Source organism: Flavobacterium glycogeni (assembly GCF_048286775.1).
GTDB lineage: Bacteria > Bacteroidota > Bacteroidia > Flavobacteriales > Flavobacteriaceae > Flavobacterium.
On the sequence record NZ_JBLVPV010000025.1, the window covers coordinates 1 to 13,998 of the forward strand.

Here is a 13,998-nt window from a genome sequence, read left to right on the forward strand (position 1 = left end):
GCGTGCAAACACAAACGGCTTAAACACGCTATAGAGTCTAGTTCTATGACTGACTTAAAAACAAAAGTATAAAAAAAATATAGATTTATTTGGAAATCAACACAGAATCTATGTGGTGAAAAGAAATGTTTTTTGAATTACACCAAACGGGTTAATAATAATAATAACAAAACCCGACCCGTTTCTAAAACAGGTCGGGTTTTTATTTAATCCCACAAAAAAACCGTTCACCAAAGGCGAACGGTTTTTTAAATCAACAATAAAGACGGACAGCAGTCCGTCTCTACGGGAAATTATTATTTTACTTCTTCGAATTCAACGTCTTCAACATTGTCTCCTTGAGCAGCATCCCCTTGAGGTTGTGCTTCACCTTGACCTTGTTCTCCTTGAGCATACATCGCTTCAGTTGCTTTTTTCCAAGCAGCGTTGATGTTGTCAAGAGCCGTTTGAATTGCAGGAATGTCTTGAGATTGGTGTGCCATTCTCAATTCAGTTAATGCATATTCTACAGCAACTTTGTTTTCATCAGATAATTTAGAACCTAATTCTTTCAATTGAGTTTCAGTTTGGAAGATCATTCCGTCAGCTTCGTTCAATTTTTCTGCTCTTTCTCTTAAAAGTTTGTCAGAATCAGCATTAGCTTCTGCATCTTTTTTCATTCTTTCGATTTCTTCAGCTGTTAATCCAGAAGAAGCTTCGATACGAATGTCATGAGATTTTCCAGTTCCTTTGTCAGTTGCAGAAACTTTGATGATACCATTAGCATCAATATCAAAAGTTACTTCAATTTGTGGAACACCTCTTGGAGCTGGTGGAATACCATCTAAATGGAAACGACCGATAGTTTTGTTGTCAACTGCCATAGCTCTGTCTCCTTGTAAAACGTGGATTTCAACTGTTGGTTGAGAATCTGCAGCTGTAGAGAAAACTTGAGATTTTTTAGTTGGAATAGTTGTGTTAGACTCAATTAATTTAGTCAAAACACCACCCATAGTTTCGATACCTAAAGATAAAGGTGTAACGTCAAGTAACAATACATCTTTTACATCTCCAGAAAGAACTCCACCTTGAATAGCTGCTCCAATTGCAACAACCTCATCAGGGTTAACTCCTTTAGACGCTTTTTTACCAAAGAATTTCTCCACTTCGTCAGCAATTCTTGGCATACGAGTAGAACCTCCTACAAGAATAACTTCGTCAATATCAGAAACAGATAAACCTGCATCTTTCAACGCTTTAGCAACTGGTGCCATAGAACGTTTTACTAAAGAGTCAGTTAATTTTTCAAATTGAGCTCTAGTTAATTTTTTAACTAAGTGTTTTGGTCCTGAAGCCGTAGCAGTTACGTATGGCAAGTTGATTTCAGTTTCAGCAGAAGAAGACAATTCAATTTTTGCTTTCTCAGCAGCTTCTTTCAAACGTTGCAATGACATTGGATCAAGACGTAAGTCAATACCTTCTTCAGTTAAGAATTCAGCAGCTAACCAGTCAATAATTTCGTGGTCAAAATCATCTCCACCTAAGTGAGTATCACCATTTGTAGACAATACTTCGAAAACTCCGTCTCCTAATTCAAGAACAGAAATATCAAATGTACCTCCACCTAAATCGTAAACAGCAATTTTTTGATCTTTACCTTTTTTATCTAAACCGTAAGCAAGTGCAGCAGCTGTAGGTTCGTTGATAATACGCATTACTTTAAGACCTGCAATTTCACCAGCTTCTTTTGTAGCTTGACGTTGTGCATCATTAAAATAAGCTGGAACAGTAATAACTGCTTCAGTAACAGTTTGACCTAAATAGTCTTCAGCTGTTTTTTTCATTTTTTGAAGTGTCATAGCTGACAATTCTTGAGCAGTGTATAAACGACCATCAATATCCACACGTGGTGTATTGTTGTCCCCTTTTACTACTTTGTAAGAAACTCTTTTTGCTTCAGCAGAAACCTCTGAAAAAGAGTGACCCATAAAACGTTTGATAGAAGCAATAGTCTTAGTTGGATTAGTTACCGCTTGTCTTTTAGCAGGATCTCCTACTTTAATTTCTCCACCTTCAACAAAAGCGATGATAGATGGTGTTGTTCTTTTTCCTTCTGCATTAGGAATAACAACTGCTTCATTACCTTCCATTACAGAAACACAAGAGTTGGTCGTACCTAAATCAATTCCGATTATTTTACCCATTTTTAATATATTTAATTTTATTGTATACTTGTTTTAATGACTCGAAGTCGATAAGTCAATCTTTGTGCCAATACAAAACCAACTATTAAATTGTCAGTTTATGTTAAAATTGGCGTAAAAAAATCTGACAAGATGACATTTCAGTGGGTTTGTCATTACTTCTATAAAACAAAACAGCATTCCTTTTAAGAGTGAAGCCACAAACAAAAGAAAACAGCGATTTAAATTCGTTTTTAGATTGTATCCCTTTAAAAAGTATTTCCATAAAAAAACGGGAATAAATCCCGTTTTAATAATTGTCCTTTTAATTCCTCTTTAAAATTTAAAGTTTAACCCCGCTGTAAATGTGGTTCCGTTAAAACCAAATTGGTTTACTTCCCACGGATATTCAAAACGACCTCCCAAGTCAGTAACTACATCACCTTTAGTATCCAGTTTGTCAGGATAGACATCGAATAGATTGTTTACCATCACATTGGCTGATATCGTGCTGGTAAATTTATAAGAAAGACCTAAATCTGTAATAACTTTTCCTGCAAAAGTTTGATCTTTTGACATATCGGTAGCATGCTGCCAAGTAACTTTTCCAAAATAATTATTATTAAAAATAATACTCATTTTATTAATATCATAATTGATCCCTAACAATACTTTTGTATTCGGTCTGGAGTTCAATATTCTGCCTTGTTCTTTACGGTTAAAAATGTCATACCCATTTGCTTTTAAAATAGCTGGTGTAGCAATTTGCCCGTCGATTTTAGTTTTAGAAATATTAGAAGCCAAACTAAATCCTAGTTTCCCATTTCCTAATGCTATATTTTTATAATTCATCACGATATCTACTCCGTTAGTTATGGTATTAACAGCATTGATGAAAAATTTCATACTTGTTATATCATTGCTGATTAATACTTCTTCAACCGGGTTTGTTGTGGTATCATCATCATCAAATTCAATCGCCCCAGAAAACAAAACACGATCTTTTACTTTGATATGATAGAAATCAATTGAAGTAGAAAAATTTGCTCCTGATCTAAAAGTAAATCCAGTCGATAAATTTTGAGATTTCTCCGCATGCAATTGAGGAACTCCTAATCCAATAACCGCCGGATCAACATTGTTAAAAGTTCCTTGATTAGAAATCGTACCTCCAGACACAAGCGTTTGAATATTACTCAAATAAATTTGATGCAATGCCGGTGCTCTAAATCCGGTGCTGTAAGAAGCTCTTACGGCAATATCATTTCCTATTTTGTAACGAGAATTCACTTTCCAAGAAAAATTATTCCCAAAATCAGAATAGTTTTCATATCGCAAAGAGCCTCCTATTAAAAAAGCCTCAGTCACATCATAATCTAAGGTAGTATAAACACCTACGTTATTACGGTCTTTTTTTAATGCATTTGCCGGTTGCAATCCAGGAAAAGACTGTGCGCCTCCACCTACATACGACTCCTCTTGACCTGCTCTCGCTTCAAATTGTTCTTTTCTCAATTCCGTTCCAAAACCAAGTGTCACTTTGTCAAAAGTTCTTGAAAAATCAGCATTTCCTACAAACTGACTAAAAGTATATCCACCCGATTTAAATTCAGTTGGACTATTAGCCCCTAAAGAAACGTTTAATGTATTTTTTACTGTATAATCAACCGCATTAGAACCCGCTGTAAAACTGAAATCCGAATTAAAACCAAACAAAGTAGATCTCAACCCAACACTTCCTAGATGATCGAGCACATCCGTATTGAATGTAGGCTGAAAACCATTGTATGTAGTTCCTGGCTTGTGCAATAAATTGTGAGGATCTGGAACCCAATAAGGAGTTCTGTAAAGTGCAAAACTCGTTCCTTTTCTAATATTGACATCTCCAAAAGCATAAAGCGTTGTTTTCTCCGAAAGAGGATACTCAGCATTAACTACTAACGCTCCCATTTTAGAATCAGGCTGTCCGATAGTCATTCCTAAGTCAGGATTGTTTTTTAGCCAGTCTCCCCATTCCGGATCGTTTGCCGCTACTCCAAACAAATCATCTTTTCCTGGTCTTCCAGCTCTATTGGTTTTATTTTGATCCAAATAAGAAAGGTTGAAATTTACAAACCCTTTATCAGCAAATTTAAATCCCGAGTTTAGATCAGCTCCAAAATTGAAACCATCTCCTTTGGAGGTTACTCCCGAAGTAAGACTTACTTCAGTAAAGTTAGTTTGCTTTTTAAGGATAATATTTACTACCCCCGCAATGGCATCAGAACCGTATTGAGAAGACGCTCCATCACGCAATACTTCCACTCTTTCGATTGCAGAAAACGGAATACTTTTCATATCTGTTCCTACTTCTCCTTTCCCCGGAGTATCGTTTATGTACACTAATGCACTTTGATTTTTTCTTTTTCCATTCACCAAAACTAAGGTACGACTGGGTCCTAAACCACGCAAATCTGCCGGGTCAAAATGAGCTGTAGCATCAGAAATAGCCTGATTACTCGAATTGAAGGAGGGAATTTTGTAAGCCAACATTTTATCAAAGGTAACTTGACCACTTGATTTAAGATCTTCTGAGTAAATCTTATCGATAGGAACCGCAGACATCAATACACTACGCACTTTTGATCTGTTTCCTGTAACAACAACCTCATCTAAACTATTATTAGGCAATAGCTTAAAAACAATGGGTGTGGTATCATTAGTCACCTCAATATTTTGATTTTGGTACCCCACATATTTGGCTGTCAATGTAGCGGGCAATCCTTTTACCTTAATTTCAAAGTTACCGTTTCCGTCCGTGGTCACACCATTGGATGTCTCTTTATCTATAACATTAGAATAGGGCAAAGCTTGCCCATTCTCGTCCGTCACAATCCCTTTGATTGTTTGGGCATTCATAACTGCAGGCATTATTATCATAAATAATACACCTAAAATAAAACGGTTAAATCTCATAAATAGTTTTTTAATAGTTCCAAATACTGAAGATCACAAACCTATGTATTTTTGTTAAAACAACCTTAAAAATAGTATATTTTTATTGAAAAAATTACAAACAACACATTTTTAATCAAAAAGTCTTACAAACATTACTTTTTATACATTCAACCGTCCGCTATTATTTTGATGTGTGACAAGCTTGTACAAACAGCTGAGTAAACGCAACTTTAGGGGTCAAGTCCTTTAGTTTTCTGGAGCTCTCTCCCGCTATTCGCTATATCTTTTCTTTTTTAAAGAAAAAAAGAAAAGGATGCCGCTGCTATCGGGGCTAGGAAAATCTGTTTGTCAAACACACTTGTACGAAATTTCATGAATTAAATTCTTATATTTGGTCAAATTAAAAAACATAGCTATGAAATTTTCAACAATTCACTTAGGCAATAATAAAATAGAAATTTTTAATTCGTTTATGGGAAAAGAAACAATAAAATTAAATGGAGAAATTGTATCCGAAAAAAGTTCTATAACTGGAGCTAAACACAATTTTAAAATAATTGAAAACGACCAGAAAGTAGATTGCAAACTAATTTTAGGTTACGGTGCAAATGGTGTTGTCATGGACTTATACAAAGATAATATTGCAATAATAGAATCCCCTAAAAGTTCATTATTAGCTATACTATTTTTTTTAGTTCTCTTTTTTGTATTTCTAGCATTAACACAAATAGCATTTCATTATTGATAAAAATTATCCGACCATGCAGATACCCACAGTTCGATAGCGTAATGCCATTTTAAGGTTAAGTTTTTTTGTTTTATCAATTTTGAAGAGCTACTAGCGTTCTAATATTATGTGATTCCTCCTTCGTCGGAATGACAAAACGTGAGTGGTTCAGTATTTTTTATCAAGAAAGTTTGTCATCTCGACGAAGGAGAGATCACACAAGTAGCTCGACAATCCTAGTAAATTCAATTCATTTTTCCTTAACCTTAATGACATTTCGCTAATCTTCACAACTAATTCAAACCTTTAAAAAACATCAATCACTAAAACCAACAATCATCATGAAACAACGTTCCAATCATTTTACAGTAAAGACAATCCTAATTGGTCTATTCATCCACCTAATTACAATAACGGTTTCCTTTGGGCAAACCAAAGCGGATCAAATCGATAAGTTGATGAATTTATATTCGGAATACGGGCAATTTAACGGCTCTATCCTTGTCGCTGACGCAGGTAAAGTCATTTATAAAAAGGGATTTGGAATGGCAAATATGGAATGGAATATTCCTAATCAGTCAGACACGAAACACCGATTGGGTTCCGTTACCAAACAGTTTACCGCCATGTTGATGCTGCAATTAGCCGAGCAGGGAAAATTAAAGTTGGATGCACCTATCTCTACGTATCTTCCAAATTATCCTAAAGCATCGGGAGATAAAATCACCATTCATCACTTGCTTACACATACATCAGGAATTCCAAATTACACTTCGTTTCCTAATTTCTTCAAAACAACAAGTCTTAATCCTTATAGCCCGGAAGCATTTGCAAAAATATTCGCTGACTTACCACTGGAATTTACGCCAGGTGAAAAATTTGCTTACAGCAATTCCGGTTATTTTTTATTGGGTTACATCATAGAAAAAGTCTCTGGTAAAACCTATGAGCAGTGTTTACAAGACAATATTCTTACGCCACTCAAAATGAATAATACAGGATACGACCATCATGAAACGATTCTGAAAAACAGAGCCTCGGGTTATGAAAAAAAAGGTAAAAACTACAGCAATGCCAGTTATCTTGATTTGTCTATTCCCTACGCTGCCGGTTCTTTGTATTCTACCGTAGACGATTTGTATTTATGGGACCAAGCGCTTTACACAGACCAGTTACTTTCGACAAAATACAACCATTTATTATTTAATTCCTACATCCCTGCAGGACCGGGACATTATGGCTACGGATGGTTTATCAATAAGGCTTCCAATGGAGAAAAGAATGAAAGTCTAACGGTTATTGAACATGGTGGAGGAATAAATGGATTCAACACCTTGCTTTCCCGCATTCCGTCTGACAAAAATCTAGTGGTATTGTTAAATAATACGGGCGGTACAAAATTAAACGAGATGAATACTGCGATTCGAAATATCCTTTACAATAAACCGTACAGTTTGCCTAAAAAATCATTGGCCAATGCTTTAGTAGATGTTATTTTAGAAAAGGGAATCGCATCCGGACTAGCGTATTTTAAAGAAAATAAAAATTCAAATACCTATGCTATCAACGAAAATGAAATGAATAGCGCAGGATACCAATTATTACAAACCGGAAAAGAAAAAGAAGCAATAGAAGTTTTCAAGCTAAATACTGAAGCGTTTCCTCAATCAGGGAATGCATACGACAGTTTGGGAGAAGCCTATTTGAAAAATGGGGATAAAAAGCTTGCCATTTTTAATTATAAAAAATCCGTAGAACTTGATCCAAATAATGAAAGTGGAAAAAAAGTATTGGAAGAAATTTCAAAATCGTAAATTCGTCCTTCTTTCGTATTAAATTGAACCGAAAGGACAGCGACATTAACTAAAATAAAACAACAATGACTTCATTTAGCAAAGAATTATCCTTTCGTTGGTCTGATCTTGACCCTAATTTTCATGTCCGCCACAGTGCTTATTATGACTTTGGAGCACAGCACCGTATCGAAATTTTGGAAAGCCTGGGTTTGACGATGAAGGTGATGCAAGCACAACATTTTGGGCCTATTCTTTTTAGGGAAGAATGTGTTTTTAGAAGAGAAATAAAACTTTCGGACAAAATTTTCATGCATACCAAAACCTCAAAAGTAAATGCTGATGCTTCCCGCTGGTCTATTGTGCATGAGTTCTTAAATGAAGACAACAAACTTTGTGCAACCATAACTGTTGATGGTGCTTGGATGGATACCAAACTTCGTAAACTAGCGTCTCCTACTCCGGAAATCGCCATTGAAGCCTTGAGTATTTTTCCTAAAAGTGAAAATTTTGAAGGACTTTAAAATTATATCCCGAGTTCCTATTTCCTCAAAATTGAAATCACTAAGCGATAAATAACCGTTACTACTAATGGATTTGAATCCTAAGCTACAAAAACTACAACTCTAAAAAGTTGTAGTTTTTTTTATTTAAATGTCCCGATCACACTGAGTTAAAGCCCTGCAATCCCTCTTAACGTTTGTATCTGTTTTTCATTCGGAGGTGAACTACCATCTTTTTTTTGTTAGAATCATACAATTCGTACTTACAATTAGTTAATTAACAGTCATTTAGTTCGCAATTTAACTAACTTTACAATATGTAAATATTAAAGCCGGAGTGTATGAATTTTAAAATTACTACAAAATAAAATTGTCAATTTATAATTAGACGCAATTTATACCACTCGAAAAATAATATTTAAAAAACAACTGTTATGGGAACTACAGATAGAAAACAAGAAGCTAAAGGATTTGCGGAAGCAAAATCAGAAGCAGCATATAATTTAAGAGACTTATTTGAAGTTGGGTTGAAAGATATTTACTCAGCAGAAAAAGCATTGATGAATACCTTACCGAATATGGTGGAAAATGCATCATCACCCGAATTAGCCAACACCTTAAAAAATCATTTGAACGAAACAAAAGAACATGTTTCCCGCTTGGAGGAAATATTCGAATCTACAGGTATTAAAGCTGTTGCAAAAAAACCAGAAGCAATAGAAGGATTAATAAACGAAAGTAAAGACATAATAGCAAAAACCGAAACAGGAGCTGTGCGTGACGCTGGAATTATTGCTACTGGACAAAAGTTAAAACAATATGAAATAGCTACTTATAATGCTTTACAAACATTTGCAGAAAATCTTGGTGAAAACAAAGCTGCTAATTTACTTACTATGTCACTAAATGAACAGAAAAAAGCGAATGCTACTTTGAATGAAATTGCCCAATCTAACAATAATTTTAACGCTTCAGGAGCTGAAGCAATTGAAAATATTGAATAATAATTTTGATAGAGAACCAGCAATTATTTACTGTTTTTCTGTTTGATATAAAGCCTGCCAAGTGCAGGCTTTTTTTTGGGCTAAAATTATCAACAATAATAGCCATTCAAACAACTATTCTGTTTTCAATTAAAGGAAACTATGCCTACTTGGTAAAACAAAAATCTATTATTTAGATGTTAATAGTCAAGAAGAATATAGAAGAGGTCATATCAAAGAATCAATCATCCAAATCCTTAACGCTGGTGTCTATTTTTAAATCCAATTGTTTGAGGCCTTTTCCGTGATCCCCAAAATATTGGGAAGGGAACGGTTTATCTCCATAAATGGTAGCCCATACATATTTACTGAACATCAAGGCGTCCTTATCTATGCGATCGGGTCTTGAGAAATCCAATTTTTCCGTTTTGGGAGCCAATCGCGCCTGTGTTTTTGACTTCATGTCTTTCTTGGCAGGATTCATCTCATTTAAGGCAATGTTGGATTCCAAATAGGTATAATTTGTAAAATTGGGAGTATCTTGAAAACATTCAGTCATTAGCGGAGACATGGCGACTGTTTGGTTCATGGGTTGCACCCCAAAAATCTGGCAAATAGTATGCAACACCGAGGATTGATTATAAAAAGTGCTCACTAAGGCGTCACGTTTTACATAGGGCCCGGCCACTAAGCAATAGGAACGATGACCATCCACATGGTCGGTACCGGTTTGCGGGTCATCTTCATTGATAAACACAACCATGTCTTTCCAAAATGGGCTCTTTGAAAGCGCATCAACCACGCGTCCCGTGGCTAAATCATTATCGGCGACATAGGCTCTAGGAGTTGGATTGGCTGTACTGTGACCATTGGTATGATCGTTGGGCATGTAGATTACCATAAATTCCGGTAAATTTCCTTGCTTTTCATATTCCGACAATGCTGTGATAAAAGCATCTGCCCTTACTTGATCCGGTATATTCATTTGCCAGCCCGGGAAACGCAAATCGCTGTATTTGCGAAGCATGTCGGAGGTATAAACACATTGGAATTCTGCTGTATTGTTTTTGTTGGCCCATGAACTATAAAAATCAGTCCAAGTTTTTCCTTTAACCAAAACCGGATAATCGAGTTCCCCAAAATTCCTGAAAGAAATTCCTTTACGCAAAAGGTGATCCCAAATAAATCCACTTGCGGCATAACAAAGGGGATCCGTGCCAAAATCATAGGCACAGTGCACACTTGCATAATCCTTTTCGCGGTAGGGAGTCGTTATGCCTTGTACCGCCCATTGGTGACCATCATTGGACTGGATACCATTGCAATAATAATTATCCAATAATACAAATTGACTGGCCAGCGCATGCATGTTTGGAGTCACCATTTTTGGAAATTCAACTAGATTGGGATCGCAATTTCCTTTTCCAAAATCGCCGAATACCTGATCAAATTTTTTATTCTCCTTGATAATATAAACTACGTGTTTAATCACCGAAGGTTCCCCCACACGGGCAGGAACCGGTTTTGGCTCAACTCCCGATTCGGCCTCGGCTTGTGCTCTGATGATATCGATTAGATGAAAGCCTTTTTCGGCTTCTTGGGTATATTTTTCGAGTTCGGCTTTATTGGATGGCAACGTCACTTTTTGCAAACCTCCCTTTAACGGGACAACATTACCGATAAATAAATCGTCATTTTTTATACAAAGGGCTCCCGGAAAGCCACCCGCAGCGATAAACCCATAAGGCCCTTCTTTCGGTTTTTTAGGGTTGATTAAAGCAATAGCGTTGTTTCCCGCATTGGCGGCAAAAAGTATTTTTCCGTTCGAACTAAATTCCAATGCGGTGGTCAAACTCCCATAAGGCAAGTTGGGATTGGGCTTGGTGTCAATAGTCTCAATAACTTTTCGTTTTTCTATATCAATTACACTAATTCCGTCTCCGCTGGCATCGGTAACATACAAGAGTTTGCCATCGGGAGATAAAACCATCGATTCGGGATGAATTCGGGTATTGATTTCGGCAATAACCTTTTTGGTTTTTATATCGATTACCGAAACGGAACCCCGAAAAGCAATTGAATAGCCATCTACTGCCACATCCGAGCCGGCAGATTTTTCGGTTTTATCGTATTTTCCGGGAATAGGACCTCCAAAATTACTAACAAATGCAGTCGATTCATCATGACTTATGACAACGGCATACGGGCAAACCCCTACGGGAATGTTGCGAAGTACTTTTTCGGTTTTTAAATCCACTACCGCCACCTGATTGGCAATAGCCAGAGCCACCAATGCCAAGTTGGATTTGTTACAGAGACCAATTCCCAGCGGATTGGTGAACTTTTTATCAATAGACAAATCAATTGTTTTTGTTTGTTCGAAAATTCCAGTCTTACTTAAGGTGCCTATGTACATGTTTTTTTGCTGTCCCGTATAATAAATCGTGGCGTCATCTTTGCTTAAAGCAAGTCCATACATGGAACCTCCGTCATTTTTATCGGGAAAGGCATTTTGACTCATTACTTTGAAATTATCAGCATCAACAACTGACAGCTGTGCATCTGATTTCACCACCAAAAACTTCTTATCTTGGGCCAAAACCAAATTAAATATGCGTTCCTTTTTCCCCAGTTCAATTGAAACACCCTCCGGTTTTACCAGGTAGCCAAAAGAAGAAAGCGTGTTGCCCACCAGCATTTTTTTCCATGTTGAATCGATCTGGGTTGGCTCTAAGACAGCACTCCCCTTTTGCAGGGAAGCGTCCTTAACGGGAGCTTTATTGTCTTTATGACGGTTAGCCGAATTAAACCACTGATTGTTTTTATCTTCTTGGGAAAAAACTTCTGTCTTTACACCAATAGATAGTAAAAGAATAGCAAGGATACTAAAAACACTAATTGACCTCATTGTCTGTTTATTAATTATTCATTACGAAAGTAACTATTTATGATTTATAGTAATAACCATAATGATTTTTTTTATCTAATATAAAGTAAAGGCAGCTCTTCCATATTTGATGTTCGAGGATTTTATCCTTATCTTTATTACTATTTATAACTCTATGGAAACCCTCAATCATATTTTTAAACTTGCTGCCGGAATAGGCTTGTTTCTTTTTGCCATGTATTTACTGGAGGAATCATTAAAGAATCTTTCAGGGAGAAATTTCAAACTCTTCCTTCAGCGCATTACCAAAAACAAGATAGGCGCTGTAGCTGGTGGAGCCATAGTAACTGCTGTTCTTCAGAGCAGTTCAATGGTTTCGCTGATGGTGCTGGCATTTGTGGGGGCTGGCGTATTTACCATGAAAAATGCCATGGCTGTTATTCTTGGTGCTAATCTGGGCACCACACTCGATAGTTGGTTGGTCGCCACGCTTGGTTTTAAAACGAATATAGAAGTCATAGCCTACCCTGCCGTTTGTTTAGGTGGTTTTATTCTAATCCTATTTAGGAACCGCAAGACAATGAAATATGTTTCTTATTTTCTTTTAGGGTTTGGCTTATTGTTCATGGGCCTTTCCTTTATGAAAACGGCTATGGAAGCGCAGGTGAAGGACTTTGATTTTTCGAAATATGCCGAGATGTCGCTCGCTGTTTTTCTGCTCATTGGGTTTATCATTACCTTGCTTGTTCAATCAAGCTCAGTAACTATGGCACTTACTCTAAGTGCGCTTCATGCAGGAGCCATCGGATTTCCTGCAGCCGCTGCCATTGTGTTGGGATCGGAAACAGGCACTGTAATTAAAATTCTGTTGGGAGCCATCGGAGGCAATGCTTCAAAAAAGCGGGTAGTTCTTGGTAATTTACTTTTCAATATCTTCCTCACGGTATTTGCTTTTGTATTGTTAAAACCTATTCTATCGCTGATAATCGATGTTTTCAATATCAAGGATCCGCTCATTGGCTTAGTTACTTTTTCGAGTCTTATTAATCTGCTCTCTATTGTTATTTTTCTTCCCGTTCTCGATTTATTCGCAAAATTTTTAGAACGTTTTTTCAAAGATGCTGATGGTTCGACAGCTGCTTTCATAGGACATGCCACTATCTCTGAACCCGAGACAGCTCTGGATTTATTCCGAAGAGAAACAAAATATTTCATTCATAATTCGATGCTTTTTAATTTGGAGTTATTCAAGATTGATATGCCATCGCTTCTGGAAAATGCTGATTTTAAAGTCATCAATGAGAAAAGAGATTTCTTTTCGAAAACCGTAGAAGAAAAATATGAATTTCTAAAACAATTACAGGGCGAGTTACATGCATTTTATTTAGAACTTAGAACAAAATTAGAGGGAGAGCAACAAGCTGAACTTAACCAACTGATTTCTGCCGTACGCAGTTCCATGCACTCCGTGAAAAGCGTGAAAGACATTGGAACAAATATTAAGGATCTCAGACACTCCTCAAAAGACATCAAATACAATTTTTTTATACACCATAAAAAAGAAACCAAAAATCTATACCTTCAATTGAATACTTTCCTCACTCAGGATAAAAAAGCTAGCTTCGAAGAACTTCAATCCATTTTTGATGTTATCCAAACTAATTACAGTTCCGCTCTCAATAATTTTTATACTGAGGCACAGCACGCACCAATTGAAAATATTGATATTACCACAGTGATCAACTTTAACAGGGAACTTTTCACCTCGAATAAAGCGATGCTTATGGCAGTAAAAGAAATTTTATTGGAAGAAAAACAAGCGGAGTATTTTAATGAAATCCCCATCTATAAAACATAAAATTGTTCATTCGCTTATAATGCCTTCCAGTAATTTTGCAACATTATTTTTGAATTTTGTAAAGTATTTCGCTTTCAATTTTTAATCTTTGCAAGTAATCCCATTTACATAGAAGATTGCAATTTTGATTTAAATTGGTTAATTTTAA

At 36.2% G+C, this 13,998-nt stretch carries 8 protein-coding genes; 5 read left to right on the forward strand and 3 right to left on the reverse strand.

Annotated elements, in window-relative coordinates; translation table 11 throughout:
* Positions 1-296: 296 nt before the first annotated feature.
* Positions 297-2,183 carry a molecular chaperone DnaK gene (gene dnaK / locus ACNQGX_RS15600; RefSeq protein WP_417977777.1) on the reverse strand — a complete coding sequence of 629 codons (1,887 nt, stop codon included), beginning with the start codon at positions 2,181-2,183 and terminating at the stop codon, positions 297-299.
* Between the two features lie 315 nt (positions 2,184-2,498).
* On the reverse strand, positions 2,499-5,117 hold the full coding sequence (locus tag ACNQGX_RS15605; RefSeq protein ID WP_417977779.1) for a TonB-dependent receptor: 2,619 nt from the start codon (positions 5,115-5,117) through the stop codon (positions 2,499-2,501).
* A 397-nt stretch (positions 5,118-5,514) separates the two neighbouring features.
* Here ACNQGX_RS15605 and ACNQGX_RS15610 point away from each other — a divergent pair, with 397 nt between their 5' ends.
* The 4 genes from ACNQGX_RS15610 to ACNQGX_RS15625 all read left to right on the forward strand — a co-directional run bounded on the left by ACNQGX_RS15610 (position 5,515) and on the right by ACNQGX_RS15625 (position 9,126).
* Positions 5,515-5,844 (forward strand): hypothetical protein, encoded by a 330-nt coding sequence (locus tag ACNQGX_RS15610; RefSeq protein ID WP_417977781.1) that lies wholly within the window; start codon positions 5,515-5,517, stop codon positions 5,842-5,844.
* A gap of 323 nt (positions 5,845-6,167) precedes the next feature.
* Positions 6,168-7,640, forward strand: a complete 1,473-nt coding sequence (locus ACNQGX_RS15615) for a serine hydrolase (protein ID WP_417977782.1) — start codon at positions 6,168-6,170, stop codon at positions 7,638-7,640.
* A 65-nt stretch (positions 7,641-7,705) separates the two neighbouring features.
* Complete coding sequence (locus tag ACNQGX_RS15620; protein ID WP_417977784.1) at positions 7,706-8,143, forward strand: acyl-CoA thioesterase; 438 nt, start codon at positions 7,706-7,708, stop codon at positions 8,141-8,143.
* 413 nt (positions 8,144-8,556) lie between these two features.
* Entirely contained in the window at positions 8,557-9,126 is a 570-nt protein-coding gene (locus ACNQGX_RS15625; protein ID WP_417977786.1) for a DUF892 family protein, read from the forward strand.
* 220 nt (positions 9,127-9,346) lie between these two features.
* Here ACNQGX_RS15625 and ACNQGX_RS15630 read toward each other — a convergent pair whose 3' ends face one another.
* On the reverse strand, positions 9,347-12,013 hold the full coding sequence (locus ACNQGX_RS15630) for a bifunctional YncE family protein/alkaline phosphatase family protein (protein WP_417977788.1): 2,667 nt from the start codon (positions 12,011-12,013) through the stop codon (positions 9,347-9,349).
* Positions 12,014-12,167: 154 nt separating this feature from the next.
* On the opposite strand from ACNQGX_RS15630, the gene ACNQGX_RS15635 reads away from it, so the two are divergent.
* The gene (locus ACNQGX_RS15635) at positions 12,168-13,850 is read left to right on the forward strand and encodes a Na/Pi cotransporter family protein (protein ID WP_417977790.1); all 1,683 of its coding nucleotides are present in this window, start codon (positions 12,168-12,170) and stop codon (positions 13,848-13,850) included.
* The last annotated feature ends 148 nt before the right edge of the window (positions 13,851-13,998 follow it).